The sequence below is a fragment of the Tepidicella xavieri genome (assembly GCF_004363315.1).
Classification (GTDB): Bacteria; Pseudomonadota; Gammaproteobacteria; order Burkholderiales; family Burkholderiaceae_C; genus Tepidicella; species Tepidicella xavieri.
Window position 1 is genome coordinate 60,534 of record NZ_SNYL01000007.1, and the last position, 22,574, is coordinate 83,107.

Genomic DNA, 22,574 nt, shown 5'->3' on the forward strand with positions numbered 1-22,574 from the left:
CGGGTTTTTGCTTTTCTGGGACACTCTTGGCTGTGCATGGGTACAGAAAGGCAGGCCACGATGTGGGACCGTTTTCGTCACCAGGGATTCGAGCATCCACGCGCCAGCGACATTACGCCGCGTGCGGTGTATCTCCAGCGCCGCCAATGGTTGCAGCGCATGGCGCTGGGATCGGCCGGCGTGGCGCTGGCCGGCTGGGCGGCGCGGCAGGCCTGGCCGGCGAGCCCTGCCGCCAGCCCTCACCGGCCGGGAGTGCTCACGGCGCTCGATGCGGTGCGGACCGCCGAGCCGGGTGCCTGGACGGATGAGGCGGTGACCCCGTATCGGCACGCCAGCACATACAACAATTTCTACGAATTCGGCACCGACAAAGCCGATCCCCACCGGCTGGCTGGCCGCATGCGGACCCGCCCTTGGTCTGTGGTGGTGGATGGGTTGGTTCACAAACCCCGCACGTTCGACCTGGATGACCTGCTCCGGTTGGCTCCCCTGGAAGAGCGCATCTACCGTTTGCGGTGTGTGGAAGGATGGTCCATGGTCATTCCCTGGGTGGGGTATGCCTTTCGGCATTTGATCGAGCGTGTCGAGCCGTTGGGCAGCGCCCGTTATGTGGAGTTTCACACCCTGGCCGATCGGGAAACCATGCCCGGTCTGCGCTCCAGCGTGCTGTTGTGGCCTTATGTGGAAGGTCTGCGGCTCGATGAGGCGCGGCACCCGTTGACGCTGCTGACGCTGGGGATGTACGGCGAAGTGCTGCCGAATCAAAATGGCGCGCCCGTGCGCGTGATGGTGCCCTGGAAGTACGGTTTCAAGAGCGGCAAGTCTATCGTGCGTATTCGCTTCGTGGAGCGGCAGCCCGCCACGGCCTGGAACGTCGCGGCACCGCAGGAGTACGGCTTCTATGCCAACGTCAACCCGCAGGTGGCGCACCCCCGCTGGAGCCAGGCCACCGAGCGCCGCATTGGCGAAGGCGGGCTGAGCCCGCGCCGCTTGCCCACCCAATTGTTCAACGGCTACGAAGCCCAGGTGGGACAACTGTACGCAGGCATGGATCTGCGGCATTTCTACTGATGAAGTACGGGCGGCATCCGCACAGGCTGTGGGCTTGGGGGTGGTGGGGGCTGTGCGCGGCACCGGCGGCGTGGCTCTGGACGGCTGGCTTCACCGATCAGCTGGGGGCCAATCCGGCGGAGGCGCTCATCCGTGGGCTGGGCGAATGGACGTTGCGCCTGCTGTGCCTGACGTTGGCCGTCACCCCTGTGCGGCAACTGACGGGCTGGGCAGGGTTGGCGCGCTATCGCCGGGGGCTGGGCTTGTGGACTTGGGCCTATGCCATCCAGCACTTTGGGGCTTATGTCTGGCTGGACATGGAAGCATCTTGGGCGCTGGTCATGGTGGATGTCGCGCAGCGGCCGTTCATACTGGTGGGGACGCTGGCGCTGGTGTTGCTGTCGGTGCTGGCGGCCACCTCTTGGGCTGGGGCCGTGCGCCGTCTGGGGGCGGTGCGTTGGCGCCGTTTGCATCTGTCGGTGCATGGGGTGGCCATCTTGGCCCTGCTGCATTTTTATTGGATGCGAGCGGGCAAGAACGATTTTGCCGATGTGTGGCTGTACGCCGTGGTGCTTGTGGTGCTGTGGGGCTGGCGCGTGGGCCGTGCCTGGCGCCGGGCAGGGGCTTGACGTGGCGCCGCCGAAGGGGCAAGAGCAGTCAGGTGCGGGGCCGCAGGGCTGGCGCCAAGCCATGCTCCAGACGCAACTGGTCGTCCACGGTTTCGCGCTCGCGAATCACCTGCGTCTGGTTGCCGGCCACCAGCACTTCCGCTGCGCGGCCTCGGGTGTTGTAGTTGCTGGCCATGCTCATGCAGTAGGCACCGGTCGAGCACACCGCCAGCAGGTCGCCGCTGGCCACCGCCAGGCGACGATCGCGGCCGAGCCAGTCGCCGCTTTCGCACACCGGGCCGACCACGTCGTACACATGGCTGGGCCGATCCAGCAACTCGACCGGCACGATGGCGTGATAGGCCTCGTACATCGCGGGCCGTGGCAGATCGTTCATCGCCGCATCGACGATGAGGAAGTGCTTGTGCGCTCCATGCTTGACGTAGAGCGATTCGGTCACGCAGATGCCGGCATTGCCCACCAGGGAGCGGCCCGGCTCGATCAATAGGGCCTTGTCACCAAAGCCGCGCTGGTCCAGCCGCTGCAACAAACGGGCCCACAGGGCGTCGGCTGCCGGGGGGGTCTCGCCCTGGTAATCGATGCCCAGACCGCCCCCGAAGTCGATGTGCCGCAGAGCGATGCCGTCAGCCTCGACCGCGGCCACCAGGTCCAGCACCCGGTCCATCGCGTCGAGGTAGGGCGCCTCCTCGGTGATCTGCGAGCCGATGTGGCAGTCGATGCCCACCACCTCCAGCCCCGGCAGCGAGGCGGCGTGGCGGTAGGCATCGAGGGCCTGATCGTGGGCGATGCCGAATTTGTTGTCTTTCAGCCCGGTGGAGATGTAGGGGTGGGTGCGGGCATCCACGTCCGGGTTGACGCGCAAGCTCACGGGCGCGCGGCGGCCTAGCAGACTCGTCACTTCGTTGAGCACATCCAGTTCGGGCAGGCTTTCCACGTTGAAGCAGCCGATGCCCAACTCAAGCGCCAGCCGCATATCCGCACGGCTCTTGCCAACGCCAGAGAAAATGATGCGGCGCGGATCGGCGCCCGCGCGCACGGCCCGTATCAACTCCCCGCCAGAGACGATATCCAACCCACAGCCTGCCTGCACAAACGTTTGCAGCACCGCCAGGGAGGAATTGGCCTTGACGGCGTAGCAGATCAGCGCCTCGCGGCCGGCCAGCCCGCGCCGGTAGGCATCGAGCGCCGAGAGCATGGCGCCTTGGGAATAGATGAACAACGGTGTGCCGTGGGCGCGTGCCAGGGCCGAGACGCTGACGTCCTCCACCCAGAGCTGCGCGTCGCGATAATGAAAAAAAGGCTGCCCGGGCAGGCGCGGTGCAGAGGCTTCGGTGGGCGTGGTCATGCAGGAGGGGCGGCGTGCTCAGCGCCGAGAGGTATCGGGTGGCGTGGAGGGCTGCTCTGGCGATGGCAGGTACAGCGGCCCTTTTTGGCCGCAGGCCGTCAGCGCCAGCCCTGCGCACAAGGCGGCCGTGCCCACGACGAAAGCGCGGGCAAGCCGATGGACGGAGGCGCGGCGCCGGCGCGTGCCTACAATCTTGAACCCATGGAACATGCTGGAATTGTAATGACCGATCAGGAATACATGGACCGGGCCGAAGCACTGCTCAAAGCGGTGGAGCAGGCCTGCGACCGCATCAACGAAACGACCGACGCCGACATCGACAACCAGCGCGTCGGCGGCATGGTCACGCTCGTGTTTCGCAACGGCAGCCAGATCGTGATCAATCTGCAAAAGCCTTTGCACGAGGTCTGGATGGCCTCCCGCAGCGGCGGTTATCACTACCGCTTCGACGGCAGCGCCTGGATGGACACCAAAGGCGCTGGCGAGTTTTTTGCCCATTTGTCGCGCGAAGCCTCTGCCCAGGCCGGCATGGCGCTGGATTTCAGTTCATGAAGAGGTTGAGGATGTTGCGCCGTTCGCGCGGCTCCATGGGCGTGCCCACCTCCGCGTCGTAGCGGTTGGCCTCGGCGTCGGCCATGCCCAAGGCGGCCACGCCTTCACCGGGCCCAAATTCCTCGTAATACCACTCGCCGGCCACTTGGATCACGCCGGGTGGAGGCGCTGGAGGCTGCTCTGGCACTTGGGCCAGCGCTTGGCCCATGAAGTTGATCCAAATCGGCAGGGCGAGCGCGCCACCGGTGGCCTGTCGGCCCAGGTTGCGGGGTGTGTCATAGCCCATCCACACGGCTGCCGACAGGGTGGGGTGGTAGCCCACGAACCAGGCATCGACCGCGTCGTTGGTGGTGCCGGTTTTGCCGTAGATGTCGGCGCGGCGCAGCGTCGACTGGGCGCGGGCCGCGGTGCCGCTGCGCGTGATTTCGCCCAGCAGCTGCGTCATGACGAACGCATTGCGCGCCGAGATCACGCGCTGGCTTTCATCGGGCAGGCGAGGGGGCTGTTCCAACAGTACCCGGCCCCGGTGGTCGGTGATCTTGGTGATGAGCACCGGGGGCACGTAATAGCCGCCATTGGCGAAGACGCCATAGGCGCTGGCCATTTGCAGCGGCGTGACGGCGCCGGCCCCGAGTGCCATGGTCAGATACGGCGGGTGCTTCTCGGCCTCGAAACCAAAGCGCGTGACCCATTGCTGCGCGCTGCTGGGACCCACGGCCTTGAGAATGTTGATCGACACCATGTTCTTGGACCGGGCCAGCGCGGTGCGCACCGTCATCGGGCCATCGAACTTGCCATCGTAGTTTTTCGGCTCCCAAGGCTTGCCCCCGGTCACGGCAGCACTGAAGAACAGCGGCGCGTCGTTGACCAGGGTGGCGGGGGTGATGCCTTTTTCCAGAGCGGCGGAATAAATGAACGGTTTGAAGCTGGAGCCGGGTTGGCGCTGAGACTGGGTGACGCGGTTGAACTTGTTGCGGTTGAAGTCGAAGCCGCCCACCAGGGCCTTGATTTCGCCCGTGCGCGGGTCCAGGGCCACGAAGGCCGCTTCCACCACCGGCATCTGCGTGAGGTACCAGCGGTTGGCGCCGTCGCTGGCGATGCGAACCACGGCACCCGGCCGCAGCTTCAGGTGCGGGGGCGCGTTGTCGGCCAGCCCTGATCGGACCGGGTCCAGCCCGGTACCGGTGATCTCGATCGGGTCGCCCTCCCCGCGCGAGACGACCACCCGCCGATTGCTGGCCTCCAGCACCACGGCGCTGAGCAAGCCGTTGTTGTCGGGCGCGGCGGCCAGCGCTTCGTCGATCGCCTGCTCTCGGGCGGCGGGGTCGGCTGGCAGGTCGATGAAGCGTTCCGGGCCGCGATAGAACTGCCGCCGCTCGAAGTCCATGACCCCTTGTCGCACAGCGCGGAAGGCCAGCCGCTGGGCCCGGGCATCGATCGTGGTGTGGACCTGCAGGCCACGGGTGTAGGCTTCTTCGCCATAGCGCTCGAACACCGCCTGGCGCACCATCTCCGTGACGTAATCGGCGCGGATGAACTCTTCAGGGTTGAGGCGGCGTAGCCGCAGCGGCTCCTCCTTGGCGGCGCGGGCTTCTTCGGCGGTGATGAAGCCGTTTTCCAGCATCCGGTCAATGATATGGAGCTGTCGTGCCCGGGCGCGGCGGGGGTTGCTGATCGGGTTGTAGGCCGAAGGGGCTTTGGGCAGGCCCGCCAGCATGGCGGCTTCGGCAATGGTGATGTCCTTCAGTGGCTTGCCGAAATAGGTCTGTGCCGCGGCCGCAAACCCATATGCCCGGTGACCCAGGAAGATCTGATTCATGTAGATCTCCAGGATCTGCTCCTTGGTCAACAGGTGCTCCAGCTTGAAGGTCAGCAAGATTTCATAAATCTTGCGCAGATAGCTCTTTTCGCTCGACAGATAGACATTGCGCGCCACCTGCATGGTGATCGTCGAGCCCCCCTGGCTCTTGGCTTCCCCCAGGTTGGCCAGCGCAGCCCGCAACAGGCCGCGGTAATCGACGCCACTGTGCTCGAAAAACCGGGAGTCTTCGATGGCCAGCACCGCATTGACCATCACGGGCGGAATGTCCTCGAACGGCGTGAGATTGCGCCGCTCCTCGCCGAACTCACCGATCAATTCCCCGCCCGCGGCATACACCCGCAACGGCAGCTTGGGCCGGTAGTCGGCCAGATCGGTGACGTCTGGCAGGTTGGGGTAGGCCATCGCCAACCCAATGGCCAGCAGCATGGCGCCAGCGGCCATCAAAGCGCCTGCACCGCCCGCCACCCACAGCAAGATCCGCAACCAGCGGGGGCGGGGTCGGCGGGACGCATCCCCGGAGTCGTCTGTGCGGGAGCCTTGGATCATGGAGGGATGGGGAGGTGTGGGCAGCGAGCGAGCTTTTGCTCGAATCAGCCATTATAAAAAATGGGGCTTTTCCCCATGTGTCGCCAAAGAAGGATTCGTGAAATTTTGGGGGTAAATTTCCCGGGAAATGGCGCATACTGCACGACCAGCGAAGTGTCTGTTTTTGGCAACGGAGGCACAGCGGCAAGGCGGGGCCGGCCTGTCGAATGCGCTGGCTTGCTGATAGGATTGATAGAAGGGCTGCTCGCAAGTTGCGGAGCAGCGGCAGTGGCACACGGTGAGCTTGCTGATAGGATTGATAGAAGGGCTGCTCGCAAGACGGTCTGCGCAACACATATTGGGGGTGGATTTGGTCTCACTCGGATCACTGTTCAGTCGGGAGCCTGCGCCGCTGCTCGGCATCGACATCAGCTCAACGTCGCTGAAGCTGGTGGAATTGGGGCGCAGCCGGTCTGGCGAATGGGTTCTGGAGCGTTGTGCCATGGAGCCCTTGGAGCGGGGGTGGGTCAATGAAGGCCATGTCGAAAAGTTTGACGAGGTGGCCGAGGCCTTGCGCCGTCTGGTCAAGAAGTCCGGCAGTCGAACCAAAAATGTGGCGATGGCCTTGCCCGGCTTTGCGGTCATTACCAAAAAAATCAATCTGCCGGCTGACCTGACGGATGACGAATTGGAGGTCCAGGTCGAGTCCGAGGCGGCACAGTACATTCCTTTCCCCTTGGCCGAGGTCAGTTTAGATTTCTGCGTCATCGGCCCCTCGCCCAACCTGCCGGACTATGTCGAGGTGCTGCTGGCGGCTTCCCGCAAGGAAAAGGTCTCTGACCGACAGGGGCTGGCCGAGGCGGCCGGGCTCAATCCCGTGGTGGTCGATGTGGAATCTTTCGCGGCCCGACTGGCGGCATCGCGGGCCATCGAGCGTTTGCCCAACCGCGGACGCGACATGTTGATCGCGCTGTTTGAGATTGGCGCGCAGACATCGCGCTTACAGGTCATTCGCAATGACGAGATGATCTATGAGCGGGATCAAAATTTTGGCGGTGCCCAGCTGACGAATCAGATCGCCCGCCATTACGGCATCCCGTTCGAGGAGGCCGAGACCAAGAAGCGTCAGGGGGCTTTGCCGCCAGACTTTCCCGAAGCGGTGCTCGCGCCCTTCATGGAAGAGATGGGCCAGGACATCGGACGGGCCTTGCAGTTTTTCTTCACCAGCACGCCACACAACAAGGTGGACCATGTGCTGATCTCGGGCGGCTCTGCGGCCTTGCCGGGGTTGGATGTGGCCATCATGAATCAGACCGCCTTTCCTTGCAAGGTGGTCAATCCTTTCGAGGGGATGGTGCTGTCAGCCGCTGCGCAAGCCAGTGTGGGTAGGGGTGGCGTTGATGGAACGGCTTACTTGGTGGCGACGGGCTTGGCCATGCGGAGATTTGCGTCATGATTGCCATCAACCTTTTGCCCCACCGTGAAGCCGCTCGCAAAAAACGTCGCGAGCAGTTTTTCATCCATTTGGGTTTGGCAGTGGTTGCAGGCCTGGCTATTGCTGTGGCGATCTACGGCTTTTATGAAACCCAGATCGATGCGCAACAGCGTCGCAATCAGTTCCTCCAAAGCGAAATCAGCAAGCTGGATGCGCAGATCAAGGACATCAGCAGCTTGCAGCAGGAGCTCAATGCGTTGAAGGCGCGGCAAGAGGCGGTCGAAAGCCTGCAGGCCGACCGCAACTTGCCGGTCCATCTGCTGGATGAAATGGTGGCCCAATTGCCCGAAGGGGTGTATCTCCGCAGCCTGCGCCAGGAAGGGGCCGGCATCACCATCACCGGTGTGGCCCAGTCTCAGGAGCGGGTGTCGGAGTTGTTGCGCAATCTGAGTACCCGCAGCGATTGGTTGACCCGGCCGCAACTCGTTGAAATCACGGCCGGCACGGTGACGCTGGGCCAGCGCGATCAACGCCGGATTTTCAACTTCTCGGTCCGTTTGACCCTGACCAAGGGGCCGGCGTCGGCGGCACCCGACGGCAAGGTGTGAGGAGCGCGCTCGCGCAAATGACCATGCCCAAGAAAACGCCCAAACCCTCTTTCGATTTCGCCCAATGGCAGGCGAAAGTGCAGTCCCAGTTCCGTGGACTGGACCCGAATGATCCGTCGCGCTGGCCCGACATCCCCCGCAATCTGTTGTTGATCGTGGTGGTTCTGGTGGTGGTGGCGGTGCTTTGGTACGCTTGGCTCAGCGATCTCGGCAGCCGCCTGGAGTCCGAGCGCAACCGGGAAAACCAGTTACGTGCCGAATACACACGCAAGCTGGGGCAGGCGGTCAATCTGGACACCCTGCGCTCACAGCTCGAACAGGTTCGGCAGTACGTGGTGCAGTTGGAAAAGCAGTTGCCTGGCAAGGCCGAAATGGATGCCTTGCTCTCTGACATCAACCAGGCAGGCTTGGGGCGCAGCCTGCAATTCGAACTCTTTCGACCTGGCCAAGAGGTGGTCAAAGACTATTATGTTGAACTGCCCATCACGGTGCGTGTGACAGGCAGCTATCACGACATTGGGCTGTTTGTTTCTGACATTTCACACTTGTCCCGAATCGTGACGCTGAACAACATCTCTTTGGCGCCGGTTCAGGACCGCCCGGGTGTTCTGTCTATGGATGCCCTCGTCAAAACTTTCCGCTACCTGGATCCTGATGAGTTGGCCCAACAGCAGCGCACTCAGCAGCCTCAGCGTGCAGGAGGGCCCCGCTCATGATTGCCCGGATGGTTGCGATGTGGATGATCGGGGTCAGCGCCTTGCTGCTGACCGGCTGCTGGGGTGGCGGGCAGGATGATCTGGCCGAATGGATGGCGCAGCAGCGTGCGACCGTGCGGCCCCGAGTGGAGCCGGTGGCTGAGCCCAAAGCCTATGTGCCGCAGGATTACCGAGGGGTGGGAGCCATCTCGCCTTTCAGCGACGAAAAGCTCACGGTGCTGTTGCGTGCCGAAGTGTCGGCAGCGCCTCTGCTGTCGAGTTTGATCGCTGCCGAAATGCGCCGGCGCAAGGAACCGTTGGAGGCCGTTCCTCTGGACACCATCGCGATGGTGGGCGTGCTCCACCGGGGCAATGAGATCGTGGGTTTGGTTCGGTCTGACAATCTCCTGTACCAAGTTCGCACTGGCCAATACATGGGGCAAAACTACGGTCGCATTACCGGCATCACCGAGACCCAGATCACCTTGAGAGAAATCGTGCAGGACGCTGCTGGCGAGTGGATCGAGCGGCCAGCGGTGCTGCATTTGCAAGAGGCCACCGGCAAATGAAAACCCAATACACCACCGGACGACACCATCAGGGGCGCATCATGTCACGCATCGGCAAGCTCTCTTTTCTGGCCTCGGCGCTGTTTCTGGCTGGCGTGGCACAGGCCCAACTCGCCATCCAGTCGGTCACGGCCGCCACGCAGGGGGGGAGTGAAGTCATTCGCATCCAGACCAGCGAACCGTTGCGTCAGTTGCCTGCAGGCTTCACCATCCAGGCGCCAGCACGCATCGCGCTCGACTTCGCTGGGGCGCGCAATGCCACGGGCCAGAATCTGGTCGAGCTCAATCAAGGCAATCTGCGCTCGGCCAATGTGGTCGAGGCGGGGGACCGCACCCGAGTGGTGCTCAACCTGAACCAGCCCGTCACGTACGAAACCCGTATCGATGGCAATGCCTTGCTGGTGCTCCTGAAACCGCCGGCTGTGGCCAGCCCGGTGACCGGCGGTGCGGTGGGTGCCAACTTTGCGGAGGCAGTGGCGACTCGGGTGCAGCCCCTGACCGATATCGATTTCCGTCGTGGATCTGACAATGCCGGTCGCATCATCGTCGATCTGGCGAGTAACCAGACGGGCGTGGACATTCGGCAGCAGGGCCGCAACCTGGTGGTGGAATTCACCCAAACCTCCCTGCCTGAAGGGCTGCGCCGGCGCATGGACGTGTCGGATTTCGGCACGCCCGTGCGGACAGTCACGGCAACGCAGGTGGGGGATCGCGTCCGCCTGGTGGTGGAGCCCGCCGGCAACTGGGAGCACAGCGCCTACCAGAGCGACAACCAGTTCGTGCTGGAGGTCCGAGAGGTGCGCACCGATCCGAACCGCTTGGTGCAGGGCCCGCGCTACACCGGGGAGAAACTCTCGCTGAACTTCCAGAACATCGAAATCCGCTCCCTGTTACAAGTCATCGCCGATTTCACGAACTTCAACATCATTACTTCTGATAGCGTGACAGGCAACGTGACGCTGCGTCTGAGGGATGTGCCTTGGGACCAGGCACTGGACATCATTTTGCAGTCTAAAGGGTTGGGGATGCGCACCACCGGCAATGTGATCTGGGTGGCGCCGCAGTCCGAGATTCTGGCCAAGGAGCGCGAGGAGCTCGAAGCCAAGCAAGTGATTCGTGGCTTGGAGCCTGTCCGCACCCAGAGCTTCCGCCTCAATTTCGCCAAGGCCGAGGATGTGGCCAATCAACTGACCACAGCGGTGGGGACGGGCGACAACGCCGTGCGGATCTTGAGCCGCCAGGGCTCGGTGTTTGCGGAGCCCCGAACCAACCAATTGTTCGTGACGGACATTGCCTCCAAGCTGGAGGAAATCCAAGAATTGATCAAGAAGCTGGATGTGCCCGTTCGTCAGGTCCTGATCGAAGCCCGTATCGTGGAAGCCGAAGACAACTTTGGCCGTTCTCTGGGGGTGCGGTTTGGTGGGCGTGTGAGTGAGCCGGTGACGATTGGCTCGCTCAACGGCAATCGGGTCAACAGCACGCTGGGCTTTGGTTCCATGGGGCCGACGAACAATACGAATGTGACCAATATCCCGGTGCCGACCAGCGGCGCGGGGACGTTTGCCTTGTCGCTTTTCAGCCCGAGTGCCAGTCGCTTGCTCAATCTGGAAATCGATGCCAACGAGTCGGATCGCAAGCTCAAGACCATTTCCAGCCCTCGCATCGTGACGGCTGACCAGAAACAAGCCACCATCGAGGATGGCCGCAAATTTCCCTTCCTGCGCCGGGATGCCGACGGCAACACCACCATCGAATTCATCGATGCGTCGCTCAAGCTCGTCGTGACCCCTCAGATCACGCCAGATGGCGACGTCATCATGGACCTGGAGGTCAAAAACGATTCACCCATTGTTTTCAATGGCGAAACGGCGATTCAAACCAAGGCCGTGCAGACCCAGGTCTTGGTGGAGAACGGGGGCACGGTCGTGATCGGGGGCATCTATGTGCAGGAAGATCTAAGCAACACCGAAAAGGTGCCGGTGTTGGGCGATGTGCCCGTGTTGGGCAACCTGTTCCGTACCCGCTCCAATTCATCGCGCAAGTCCGAGTTGCTGGTGTTCATCACGCCGCGCGTCTTGCAAGGGGTCAATGCCTCTCCCTTCAGGTGATCGCTTGATCGTTCTGGTTGGCCTGCCCGGTTCGGGCAAGACCACGGTCGGCAAGCAGCTGGCGCGACGGCTCCAGCTGCCCTTCGTGGATTCGGATCATGAAATCGAGCAGCGGCTGGGCTGTTCGATTCGCGAGTTTTTCGAGCGCGAGGGGGAGGCCCGTTTTCGGGACATCGAAGCCGAGGTCATCGATGCGTTGACACGCAGCGGCCCGATGGTCCTTTCCACGGGCGGTGGGGCCGTGCTGCGGCCCGACAACCGGCAGCGCCTCAAGAGCCGTGGCAAGGTGTTTTATCTGCGCTCGACGCCGGAAGATGTGTTTCGCCGCGTCCGCCATGACCGCAACCGGCCGCTGTTGCAGGTGGCCGACCCCCTGCAGAAACTGCGTGAGCTACACGCAGCGCGCGACCCGCTGTACCGGGAAGTGGCGCATTACGTGATCGAGACCGGGCGCCCCTCCGTGGCCACCTTGGTCAACATGATCGTGATGCAGTTGGAACTCAATGGCAGCCCGGGCGTGCCAGCCGGCTGATCGCCCCAGGCATGCGGCTACACTTCGTTCATGCCTGCCTCGAACTCTTTGCCTTCTGCGGTGGCGCACCAGGTCCACATCGATCTGGGTGAGCGCAGTTATCCCATCCTGATCGGTAGTGGTCTGCTGGATGACCCAGACACCTGGCGCGGGCTGCCGAGGGCGGCTCAAGCGGTGATTGTGACGAATGACACGGTGGGGCCGCTGTATGGGCCTCGGCTCGCCGCGGCTTTGTCGGCCCAGTATGCGCAAGTGCATACCGTTGCCTTGCCCGATGGCGAGCAGCACAAGACCTGGGAGTCGCTAAACGCCATTTTCGATGCCTTGCTCGCCCGGGGCTGCGACCGCAAGACGGTGTTGTTCGCGCTGGGCGGAGGTGTCGTCGGCGACATGACGGGCTTTGCCGCTGCCTGCTACATGCGCGGGGTGCCTTTCGTGCAGGTGCCTACGACCTTGCTGGCGCAGGTCGATTCCTCGGTCGGTGGCAAGACGGCGATCAACCATCCGCTGGGCAAGAACATGATCGGTGCGTTCTACCAGCCTCGGCGCGTGGTCTGCGACCTGGCGGTGCTCAAGACGCTGCCCGCGCGTGAGCTCAGCGCCGGGTTGGCCGAGGTCATCAAGTACGGCCCGATTCACGACTTGGCTTTCCTGGACTGGTTGGAGCGGCATATCGACGAATTGCGCCGCTGTGACGAATCCGCCTTGGCCCATGCCGTGCGGCGCAGTTGCGAGATCAAGGCCGCCGTGGTGGGGCAGGACGAGCGTGAGTCTGGATTGCGTGCCATCCTGAATTTTGGGCATACCTTCGGCCATGCCATCGAAGCCGGGCTGGGTTATGGTCAGTGGCTGCATGGCGAAGCGGTGGGCTGCGGCATGGTCATGGCAGCCACGTTGTCGCAGCGCCTGGGTCTGCTCTCGGCCGATCGCCGGGAGCGGCTGCGGGCGTTGATCGAACGCGCTGGCTTGCCGACCCGAGGGCCGCGGCTGGCTGCGGACAATGCCGCCCGTTATCTGGCGCTGATGCGGGTGGACAAAAAGGCCGAGGCGGGCGAGATGCGCTTTGTGCTGGTGGACGATCACGGTCAAGCCCATGTGCGCCCCGCGCCCGACGCTTTGGTGGCCGAGGTGATCGAGGCCTGCTGCGATTGAGGCAGTCCGTGATCGGTTTGGCGCCCTACGCCTGTGACCCTGCCTTCAGCCGTGGCCGGCGCCATGCCGAGCCACCGGCGCCGACGCGCAACGACTTCCAGCGGGACCGCGACCGCGTCATCCACTCCACGGCCTTTCGCCGCCTGGTCTACAAGACGCAGGTGTTCCTCAATCATGAAGGCGACCTGTTTCGCACCCGCCTGACGCACTCGCTGGAGGTGGCGCAACTGGGGCGCAGCATGGCGCGCAGCCTCGGGCTGCATGAGGACCTGGTCGAAGCCATCTCACTGGCCCACGACCTGGGGCACACCCCGTTTGGTCACGCCGGGCAAGATGCCCTCAATGCCTGCATGCATGAAGACAGTGATCGCGCCGCGCCTGTTTCGCCGCATGAGCCGGTGGGCGGCTTCGAACACAACATGCAAAGCTTGCGCGTGGTCGATGAGTTGGAGGAGCGCTATCCGGCCTTCAACGGCCTCAACCTGTGCTTTGAAACCCGAGAAGGCATACTCAAGCACTGCTCCCGGGCCAATGCCCAGTGGCTGGAAGGCCGCGAGCCGCAAGGCGTAGGCCAGCGTTTTTTGTTGGGGCATTCCCCCTCGCTGGAGGCGCAACTGGCGAATCTGGCCGACGAAATCGCCTACAACGCGCATGACATCGACGACGGCGTGCGCTCTGGCTTGCTGACGCTGGAGCAGCTGGAAGCGGTGGACCTGTTCGACCGGCACCGGCGCGCAGTGTTGCGTGAACACCCGTCGATCAAAGGGCGGCGCGTGTTGTTCGAGGCGATCCGGCGCATGCTCAGTGAGCAGGTGTATGACGTGATCGACGCCACCGCGGCCGCCATCCGGCAGGCAGGGGTGGGCCATGTGGACGAGGTGCGCTTGGCGCCACCACTGGTGCGATTTTCCCCGCCGATGCGGGAGGCCTCGTCGGCTCTGAAGCGGTTTCTGATGCTCAACCTCTACCGGCATCCCCAGGTCATGGCCACGACCCAGCGGGCGCGCCAAGTCGTCGCCGATCTGTATCGGGTTTACCATGAAGCGCCCGAAGAGATGCCGCCGCCCAGCGCTGCCGATCCGGGCTACAGCCTCAAACGCCGGGTGGCCGACTACATTGCCGGGATGACCGACCGCTTCGCCATTCGTGAGCACACCCGGTTGACGGGCATGCGTCTGTTCGACTGATCCGTTCTCATGTCTGCGCCCCTGTCTGCCGCCGCTCCCGACTCCCCAGCCGATGATTCGGCTCGCGTGGCGGCGCTCATCATCGCGGTGGGGGTGGCCAGCGCCTTGCACATCGGCAAGCTGCCGCCGGCCATTCCCATTTTGAGCACGGGTTTGGGCCTGACGCTGGTGCAGGCGGGGTTTTTGCTGTCCATTATCCAGTTGGCAGGGATGACCTTGGGGGCTGCCTCTGGCCTGTTGGCCGATCGCTTGGGCGCTCGGCGGGTGATGCTGGGCGGATTGTGCTTGTTGTCCGTGGGCAGTGTGCTGGGCGCGCTGGCGCCGGGAGCGGCCTGGTTGCTGGCCAGCCGCGCGCTGGAGGGCATGGGTTTTTTGCTGGCCGTTTTGCCTGCCCCGGTGTTGCTGCGTCGGCAAGTGCGTTCGGCAGGGCGGCTGCAGCAGGCGCTGGGCTTTTGGGGGGCCTACATGCCCACGGGCACGGCGCTGGCCCTGCTGCTGACGCCCCTGGCTTATGCATGGGCAGGGTGGCGACTGACGTGGGGCTTGCTGGCTTTGCTGGTGCTGCTGTGCGCTTACGGGGTGTGGCGCCTGGTTCCACCCGACCCGATTGCCGCTGAACCCGTGTCCCGCTTTTGGGCTTCCATGGGCGAACGCCTGCGGCTAACGCTCTCGTCTGCAGGCCCCTGGTGGGTGGCGTTGGCTTTCCTCATGTACTCGGGGCAATGGCTGGCTGTGGTCGGGTTTTTGCCGACGGTGTACACACAGGCTGGTTGGCCGGTGGTCTGGATCGGCCCGCTGACGGCACTGGCCGCGGGGGTCAACCTGATCGGCAACATTGGGGCGGGGCGGTGGTTGGCGCACGGGGTGCAGCCCTTCACGCTGCTCGGGCTGGGATTTGTGGCCATGGGGGCGGGGGCTTTCCTGGTGTTCAGCGGCGTGGCGCCGGTGGGGGTGCAGTATGCGGCGGTGCTGCTCTTTTCCGCCGTTGGTGGGTTGATACCGGGCACCTTGTTCACCTTGGCGGTGCAATTCGCGCCCAGCAGCCACACGGTGTCTACCACCGTGGGCTGGGTGCAGCAGCTGTCGTCACTGGGGCAGTTTGCGTCGCCCCCGGTGGTGGCCTGGATCGCGGCCATCAGCGGCGGCTGGTCGGCGACGTGGCTGTTCAACCTCACCTGCTGCGTGCTGGGGTTGGGGTTGGCTGCGTGCTTGCAGGTCCATTGGCGGCGCATGGGCCGGCGCGCGGGGGGCTAGGCCGTGGCTCGCCTGCCGCGTTTGTCGTTGCCCGGCTGGCCGCACCATGTGGTCTGGCGGGGGCACCATGGGGCGGCCGTTTTCCTGGACGCGCAAGACCGCCTAGTTTTTCTGACGCTGCTGATGGAACACGCCCGGCAGCACGGCGTCAAGCTGCACGCCTACACCTTGCTCGATAGCGCTGTCCACCTGCTGCTGACGCCGGGTGACGATCGGGCGCTGTCGCTGACCATGCAAGCCGTCGGGCGTGCTTACGGCCGGCGGTTCAATGTGCGACATGGCCGCAGCGGCACCTTGTGGGAAGGGCGCTTTCGCTGCACGGTGGTCGAGCCGGCCGAGGCTTTGCTCAACTGCATGGTTTTTGTCGATACCGAGGCGGTGGTGCAGGGTGTGGCTGCCACGCCACAAGCCCATGCCTGGTCCAGCCATGCCCATTATGTTGGGCAACGCACCGATGCGGCGCTGGTGGCGCCGGCCCCGTATTGGGAGCTGGGCAACACCCCCTTTGCGCGTGAAGCGGCCTATGCCGAGCGCGTGGCGGCCGGGCTGGATGCCGCAGAGCGCCGTCGCTTGCTGGATGCCGCTTTGAAAGGCTGGGCTTACGGCAGCCCGGCTTTCGTGCAGTCTCTACAGACGCTGACCCCGCGCCGCCTGGAGCGCGGGCGTGTCGGACGGCCGCGGAAATCCGTTGGGTGACTTGATGTGTCCCTAATTGTTTGGCGATTTGTGTCTGCTGAAAAATAATTAGGATCTGACCCCATTTATTTTTCTTGGCGCACTTGCTGCATTGCACTATGCTCTAGGCCATTGTTTTGTGTCTCAGGAGTTTGGCGTGACCCAGTCCAACGAAATCGTGCAGTTGCAGCAGCATGGTCTGTATGACGCGGCCCAGGAGCATGACGCGTGTGGCGTCGGCTTCGTGGCCCACATCAAAGGGCACAAGAGTCACGCCATCGTGACGCAGGCGCTCAAGATCCTGGAAAATCTCGACCACCGCGGCGCCGTCGGGGCCGATCCGCTCATGGGCGACGGCGCCGGCATCCTGATCCAGATCCCGGACCAGCTCTACCGCGAGGAGATGGCCAAGCAAGGCGTGACGCTGCCGCCGCCGGGGGAATATGGCGTGGGCATGATCTTCCTGCCCAAGGAGCACGCCAGCCGCTTGGCCTGCGAGCAGGAAATGGAGCGCGCCATCAAGGCCGAGGGGCAGGTGCTGTTGGGCTGGCGCGACGTGCCGGTGAACAAGGACATGCCCATGTCCCCCACGGTGCGCAAGACCGAGCCCATCATTCGCCAGGTGTTCATCGGCCGCGGGACGGATGTGATCGTGCAGGATGCGCTGGAGCGCAAGCTGTATGTGATCCGCAAGACGGCCAGCGCGGCCATTCAGCGCCTGAAGCTGACGCACAGCAAAGAGTACTACGTGCCCAGCATGAGCAGCCGCACGGTGGTGTACAAAGGGCTGTTGCTGGCCAATCAGGTGGGCGAGTATTTCCTCGACTTGCAAGACGCTCGCTGCGTGTCGGCGTTGGGGCTGGTGCATCAGCGCTTCTCCACCAACACTTTCCCCGAGTGGCCGCTGGCCCACCCCTATCGCTATGTGGCCCACAACGGCGAAATCAACACCGTCAAGGGCAACTACAACTGGATGAAGGCGCGCGAGGGGGTGATGTCTTCGCCGGTGCTGGGCGAGGACCTGAAGAAGCTCTATCCGATCAGCTTCGCGGGCCAGTCCGACACCGCGACCTTCGACAACTGCCTCGAACTGCTGACCATGGCGGGCTACCCCATCAGCCAGGCGGTGATGATGATGATCCCCGAACCGTGGGAGCAGCACACGCTGATGGACGAGCGGCGCAAGGCCTTTTACGAGTACCATGCCGCGATGCTGGAGCCGTGGGACGGCCCGGCCTCCATCGTGTTCACCGACGGGCGGCAGATCGGCGCCACGCTGGACCGCAACGGCCTGCGGCCTTCGCGCTATTGCGTGACCGACGATGACTTCGTCATCATGGGCTCCGAGTCGGGCGTGCTGCCTGTGCCCGAGAGCAAAATCGTGCGCAAGTGGCGCCTGCAACCGGGCAAGATGTTCCTCATCGACCTGGAACAGGGCCGCATGATCGACGACGAGGAACTCAAGGCCAACATCGCCAATTCCAAGCCCTACAAGCAATGGATCGAGGGCCTGCGCATCCGGCTGGACGACGTGACCCAACCGGTGGCCGGCGAGGCCGATGGCAAACAGGTGCTGACCGAAGAGTCCACCCATGCCGCCATGGAGCATGTGGATGGCTCGTTGCTGGATTTGCAGCAGGCCTTTGGCATGACGCAGGAAGACATCAAGTTCCTCATGGCGCCGATGGCCCAGCACGGCGAGGAGGGGGTGGGCTCCATGGGCAACGACAGCCCGTTGGCCGTGCTGTCCGACAAAAACAAGCCGCTGTACAACTATTTCAAGCAGTTGTTCGCCCAGGTGACCAACCCGCCGATCGACCCGATCCGCGAGGCTATTGTGATGTCGTTGGTGTCCTTCATCGGGCCAAAGCCCAACCTGCTCGACATCAACCAGGTGAACCCGCCCATGCGGCTGGAAGTGAGCCAGCCGGTGCTCAACCACGCCGACATGGCCAAGCTGCGCGAGATCGAAAAGCACACGCACGGCAAATTCAAGAGCGTGACGTTGGACATCACCTATCCGGTCCACTGGGGCAAGGAAGGGGTGGAGGCGCAGCTGGCCTCGTTGTGCGCCGAAGCGGTCGATGCCATCAAGAGCGGTTGCAACATCCTCATCCTGAGCGACCGCGGCGTCAATGCCGAGCGCGTGGCCATCCCGGCTTTGCTGGCCTTGTCGGCCTTGCACCAGTTCCTGGTGCGGGAGGGGCTGCGCACCACGGCCGGGCTGGTGGTGGAGACGGGGTCGGCCCGTGAGGTGCATCACTTCGCGGTGCTCGCCGGCTATGGGGCCGAGGCCGTTCACCCCTGGCTGGCGCTGGATACGCTGCGAGCCATCCACAAGGACTTGCCCGGCGACTTGAGCGCCGACAAAGCCATCTACAACTACATCAAGGCCATAGGCAAGGGGCTGTCCAAGATCATGTCCAAGATGGGCGTGAGCACCTACATGTCGTACTGCGGCGCCCAGCTGTTCGAGGCCATCGGCCTCAACAGCGAGGTGGTGGAAAAGTACTTCACCGGCACGCCCAGCCGGGTCGAGGGCATCGGCGTGTTCGAGATCGCCGAGGAAGCCATCCGCATGCACAAGGCCGCCTTTGGCAACGACCCGGTGCTGGCCCACATGCTCGACGTGGGCGGCGAATACGCCTGGCGCGCCCGCGGCGAAGAACACATGTGGACGCCCGATGCGATTGCCAAGCTGCAACACTCCACCCGCGCCAACAGCTTCAACACCTACAAGGAATACGCCCAGATCATCAACGACCAGACGCGCCGCCACATGACGCTGCGTGGCCTGTTCGAGTTCAAGGTGGACCCGGCCAAGGCCATTCCCGTGGAGGAGGTGGAGCCGGCCAGCGAGATCGTCAAGCGCTTTGCCACCGGCGCCATGTCGCTGGGCTCGATCAGCACCGAGGCGCACGCCACGCTGGCCGTGGCGATGAACCGCATCGGCGGCAAGAGCAACACCGGCGAAGGCGGCGAGGACCCGGCGCGCTACCGCAACGAGCTCAAGGGCATTCCCATCCAGCAGGGCGAATCGCTGGCCTCCATCCTTGGCCCAGACAAGGTCGAGGCCGACATTCCGCTGCAGGCGGGCGACAGCCTGCGCTCGCGCATCAAGCAGGTGGCCTCGGGCCGCTTTGGGGTGACGGCCGAGTACCTGGTCAGTGCCGACCAGATCCAGATCAAGATGGCCCAGGGCGCCAAGCCCGGCGAAGGCGGCCAGTTGCCCGGCGGCAAGGTGTCCGAATACATCGGCTTCCTGCGCTACTCGGTGCCGGGCGTGGGGCTGATTTCCCCGCCGCCGCACCACGACATCTACTCCATCGAGGACTTGGCGCAACTGATCCACGACCTGAAGAACGTCAACCCGCGTGCCGACATTTCGGTCAAGCTGGTGTCTGAAGTGGGCGTGGGCACGATTGCGGCCGGCGTGGCCAAGGCCAAGGCCGACCATGTCGTCATCGCCGGCCATGATGGCGGCACGGGCGCCTCGCCCTGGTCGTCGATCAAGCACGCCGGCAGCCCGTGGGAAATCGGCCTGGCCGAGACGCAGCAGACGCTGGTGCTCAACCGCCTGCGTGGGCGCATCCGTGTGCAGGCCGACGGCCAGATGAAGACCGGCCGCGACGTCGTCATCGGCGCCTTGCTGGGCGCCGATGAGTTCGGCTTTGCCACCGCGCCGCTGGTGGTCGAGGGCTGCATCATGATGCGCAAGTGCCACCTCAACACCTGCCCGGTGGGCGTGGCCACGCAGGACCCGGTGCTGCGCAAGAAGTTTGCCGGCAAGCCCGAGCACGTGGTCAACTACTTCTTCTTCGTGGCCGAAGAGGTGCGTCAGATCATGGCGCAGCTGGGTATCCGCAAGTTCGATGACCTGATTGGCCGCACCGACCTGCTGGACATGCGCAAGGGCATCGCCCACTGGAAGGCCAAGGGGCTGGACTTCAGCCGCCTGTTCTACCAGCCCGAAGTGCCGGCCGATGTGCCGCGCCGGCATGTGGAGGCGCAGGACCACGGTTTGTCCAAGGCGCTGGATGTCAAGCTCATCGAGAAGTCGCGCCCCGCCATCGACAAGGGCGAGAAGGTCAGCTTCATGGAGGCAGCCCGCAACGTCAACCGCACCGTCGGGGCCATGTTGTCGGGTGAGGTCACGCGCCATCATCCCGAGGGGCTGCCCGACGACACCATTCGCATCCAGCTCGAAGGCACGGGCGGCCAATCCTTCGGGGCCTTCCTGTGCCAGGGCATCACCCTGTATCTGATCGGGGACGCCAACGACTACACCGGCAAGGGCCTGTCGGGTGGCCGGGTGGTGGTGCGTCCGAGCATCGAGTTCCGTGGCGATGCGGCCAAGAACATCATCGTGGGCAACACCGTGCTGTACGGCGCCACCCGGGGCGAAGCCTTCTTCCGGGGCGTGGCGGGCGAGCGCTTCGCGGTGCGCCTGTCGGGGGCGACCGCGGTGGTGGAAGGCACGGGCGACCACGGCTGTGAATACATGACCGGCGGCACCGTGGTGGTGCTGGGGCCGACGGGGCGCAACTTCGCCGCGGGCATGAGCGGCGGCATCGCCTACGTGTACGACGAAGACGGGCAGTTTGCCAAGCGCTGCAACACGGCGATGGTGAGCCTGGAGCGCGTCATGAGCAGCGCCGAGCAGGAGGCCACGGTCGATCGCGCCATCTGGCACCGCGGCCAGACCGACGAAGCCCAACTGCGCAAGCTGCTGGAGGATCACAACCGCTGGACCGGCTCGGCCAAGGCCCGTGAGATTCTGGACAACTGGGCGCAGACGCGCGGCCGCTTCGTCAAGGTGTTCCCGACCGAATACAAGCGCGCGCTGGCCGAACTGCACGCCAAGTCCACGGCAGCCGCCCAGCAGGTCGCCGCCACGGTCTGACAACCCTCATCACGCACAAGGACAGCAATCATGGGCAAGATCACTGGCTTCATGGAATACGAGCGCCTCGAAGAGGGCTACCGCCCGGTCGAAGAGCGCGTCAAGCATTACAAAGAATTCGTGGTGGGCCTGACCGACGAGCAGGCCAAGATCCAGGGCGCGCGCTGCATGGATTGCGGCACGCCGTTCTGCAACAACGGCTGCCCCATCAACAACATCATCCCCGACTTCAACGACCTGGTTTATCGTCAGGATTGGGAAAGCGCCATCGCGGTGCTGCACAGCACCAACAATTTCCCGGAGTTCACCGGGCGCATTTGCCCTGCGCCTTGCGAGGCGGCCTGCACCCTCAATGTCAATGACGACCCGGTGGGCATCAAGTCCATCGAGCATGCCATCATCGACAAAGCCTGGGCCGAAGGCTGGGTGCGGCCGCAACCGGCCCGCATCAAGACGGGCAAGCGGGTGGCCATCGTCGGCTCTGGGCCGGCGGGGTTGGCGGCGGCCCAGCAGCTGGCCCGCGCCGGCCACGACGTGACGGTGTTCGAGAAGAACAACCGCATCGGCGGCCTGTTGCGCTACGGCATCCCTGATTTCAAAATGGAGAAGTGGCTGATCGACCGCCGCGTCGAGCAGATGCAGGCCGAAGGCGTCACGTTCCGCACCGGGGTGATGGTGGGCGCGCTGCCCAGCGAAGGGCCGGCCGCCAAGGTGACGAACGATGCCAAAGAGACGGTCAGCCCCGAGCAATTGCTCGCCGAGTTCGACGCCGTGTTGCTCGCCGGTGGCGCCGAACAAAGCCGCGACCTGCCCGTGCCTGGCCGCGAGCTCGACGGCATCCACTTCGCGATGGAATTCCTGCCGCAGCAAAACAAGGTCAACGCCGGCGACAAGATCAAGAAGCAGATCCGTGCCGATGGCAAGCACGTCATCGTCATCGGCGGTGGCGATACCGGCAGCGACTGCGTGGGCACGTCCAACCGGCACGGTGCGGCCAGCGTCACCCAGTTCGAGGTGATGCCCATGCCCCCGGCGCAGGAAAACAAGGCCCTGACCTGGCCCTACTGGCCCATCAAGCTGCGCACCTCCTCCAGCCACGAGGAAGGCTGCCAACGGGAGTTCGCCATCTCCACCAAGGCATTCATCGGCCACAAAGGCAAAGTCACGGGCCTCAAGACGGTCCAGGTCGAGTTCAAAGACGGCAAGCTGGTGGAAATCCCCGGCACCGAAAAAGAGTGGAAAGCCGACCTGGTGTTGCTGGCCATGGGCTTTACCAACCCGGTGCCCACCGTGCTGGAAGCCTTCGGCGTGGAGAAAGACGCCCGCGGCAATGCCAAGGCCACGACGGACTTCATCGGCGGTTACGCCACCAACGTGCCCAAGGTGTTTGCCGCTGGCGACATGCGCCGCGGCCAATCGCTGGTGGTGTGGGCCATCCGCGAAGGTCGTCAAGCCGCGCGTGCCGTCGATGAGTTCCTGATGGGCTTTTCCGACCTGCCGCGTTGATCCGGGGTTATCCCTTATCATTCGCAA

General features: G+C 64.0%; 18 protein-coding genes. 15 read left to right on the forward strand and 3 right to left on the reverse strand.

From position 1 onward, the window contains the following. Positions 1-60 precede the first annotated feature (60 nt). Both msrP and DFR43_RS07330 read left to right on the forward strand, forming a co-directional pair. The gene (msrP, locus tag DFR43_RS07325; RefSeq protein WP_133597187.1) at positions 61-1,071 is read left to right on the forward strand and encodes a protein-methionine-sulfoxide reductase catalytic subunit MsrP; all 1,011 of its coding nucleotides are present in this window, start codon (positions 61-63) and stop codon (positions 1,069-1,071) included. Continuing rightward, entirely contained in the window at positions 1,071-1,679 is a 609-nt protein-coding gene (locus DFR43_RS07330; protein WP_133597189.1) for a protein-methionine-sulfoxide reductase heme-binding subunit MsrQ, read from the forward strand. Before msrP ends, DFR43_RS07330 begins: the two co-directional genes overlap by 1 nt. 28 nt (positions 1,680-1,707) lie before the next feature. On the opposite strand, the gene lysA is transcribed toward DFR43_RS07330, so the two are convergent. Both lysA and lptM read right to left on the reverse strand, forming a co-directional pair. Continuing rightward, positions 1,708-3,024: a diaminopimelate decarboxylase gene (gene lysA / locus DFR43_RS07335; RefSeq protein WP_133597191.1), complete on the reverse strand. Its 1,317-nt coding sequence runs from the start codon at positions 3,022-3,024 to the stop codon at positions 1,708-1,710. Between the two features lie 18 nt (positions 3,025-3,042). Next, the gene (gene lptM, locus DFR43_RS07340) at positions 3,043-3,234 is read right to left on the reverse strand and encodes an LPS translocon maturation chaperone LptM (protein WP_133597193.1); all 192 of its coding nucleotides are present in this window, start codon (positions 3,232-3,234) and stop codon (positions 3,043-3,045) included. A 12-nt stretch (positions 3,235-3,246) separates the two neighbouring features. On the opposite strand from lptM, the gene cyaY reads away from it, so the two are divergent. Continuing rightward, positions 3,247-3,576, forward strand: coding sequence for an iron donor protein CyaY (cyaY, locus tag DFR43_RS07345; RefSeq protein ID WP_133597195.1), 330 nt, complete (start codon positions 3,247-3,249; stop codon positions 3,574-3,576). Here cyaY and DFR43_RS07350 read toward each other — a convergent pair. Then, a complete protein-coding gene (locus DFR43_RS07350; protein ID WP_425471079.1) occupies positions 3,566-5,944 on the reverse strand; it encodes a penicillin-binding protein 1A in 2,379 nt (792 codons plus the stop codon). The genes cyaY and DFR43_RS07350 overlap by 11 nt on opposite strands. A 349-nt stretch (positions 5,945-6,293) precedes the next feature. Between DFR43_RS07350 and DFR43_RS07355 the strand changes: the two genes are divergently transcribed. The 12 genes from DFR43_RS07355 (at position 6,294) to DFR43_RS07410 (ending at position 22,547) form a co-directional block, all read left to right on the forward strand. Continuing rightward, positions 6,294-7,379, forward strand: coding sequence for a pilus assembly protein PilM (locus DFR43_RS07355; RefSeq protein WP_133597353.1), 1,086 nt, complete (start codon positions 6,294-6,296; stop codon positions 7,377-7,379). Continuing rightward, positions 7,376-7,966, forward strand: coding sequence for a PilN domain-containing protein (locus DFR43_RS07360; protein WP_133597197.1), 591 nt, complete (start codon positions 7,376-7,378; stop codon positions 7,964-7,966). The genes DFR43_RS07355 and DFR43_RS07360 overlap by 4 nt, the downstream gene beginning before the upstream one ends. 17 nt (positions 7,967-7,983) lie before the next feature. Beyond that, the gene (locus DFR43_RS07365; RefSeq protein ID WP_425471080.1) at positions 7,984-8,682 is read left to right on the forward strand and encodes a type IV pilus inner membrane component PilO; all 699 of its coding nucleotides are present in this window, start codon (positions 7,984-7,986) and stop codon (positions 8,680-8,682) included. Next, complete coding sequence (locus tag DFR43_RS07370) at positions 8,679-9,230, forward strand: pilus assembly protein PilP (RefSeq protein ID WP_245988862.1); 552 nt, start codon at positions 8,679-8,681, stop codon at positions 9,228-9,230. Before DFR43_RS07365 ends, DFR43_RS07370 begins: the two co-directional genes overlap by 4 nt. Then, positions 9,227-11,338: a type IV pilus secretin PilQ gene (locus DFR43_RS07375; protein ID WP_425471081.1), complete on the forward strand. Its 2,112-nt coding sequence runs from the start codon at positions 9,227-9,229 to the stop codon at positions 11,336-11,338. The genes DFR43_RS07370 and DFR43_RS07375 overlap by 4 nt, the downstream gene beginning before the upstream one ends. After that, positions 11,319-11,870 carry a shikimate kinase gene (locus DFR43_RS07380; RefSeq protein WP_133597199.1) on the forward strand — a complete coding sequence of 184 codons (552 nt, stop codon included), beginning with the start codon at positions 11,319-11,321 and terminating at the stop codon, positions 11,868-11,870. The genes DFR43_RS07375 and DFR43_RS07380 overlap by 20 nt, the downstream gene beginning before the upstream one ends. A 30-nt stretch (positions 11,871-11,900) precedes the next feature. Then, a complete protein-coding gene (aroB, locus tag DFR43_RS07385; RefSeq protein ID WP_133597201.1) occupies positions 11,901-13,022 on the forward strand; it encodes a 3-dehydroquinate synthase in 1,122 nt (373 codons plus the stop codon). A 17-nt stretch (positions 13,023-13,039) separates the two neighbouring features. Then, a complete protein-coding gene (locus DFR43_RS07390; protein ID WP_245988868.1) occupies positions 13,040-14,209 on the forward strand; it encodes a deoxyguanosinetriphosphate triphosphohydrolase in 1,170 nt (389 codons plus the stop codon). A 9-nt stretch (positions 14,210-14,218) separates the two neighbouring features. Next, a complete protein-coding gene (locus DFR43_RS07395; protein WP_133597205.1) occupies positions 14,219-15,463 on the forward strand; it encodes an MFS transporter in 1,245 nt (414 codons plus the stop codon). A gap of 3 nt (positions 15,464-15,466) precedes the next feature. Beyond that, a complete protein-coding gene (locus DFR43_RS07400) occupies positions 15,467-16,159 on the forward strand; it encodes a transposase (RefSeq protein ID WP_133597207.1) in 693 nt (230 codons plus the stop codon). 136 nt (positions 16,160-16,295) lie between these two features. Continuing rightward, on the forward strand, positions 16,296-21,041 hold the full coding sequence (locus tag DFR43_RS07405) for a glutamate synthase-related protein (protein ID WP_133597209.1): 4,746 nt from the start codon (positions 16,296-16,298) through the stop codon (positions 21,039-21,041). 30 nt (positions 21,042-21,071) lie between these two features. Beyond that, entirely contained in the window at positions 21,072-22,547 is a 1,476-nt protein-coding gene (locus tag DFR43_RS07410) for a glutamate synthase subunit beta (RefSeq protein ID WP_133597211.1), read from the forward strand. Positions 22,548-22,574: the final 27 nt, after the last annotated feature.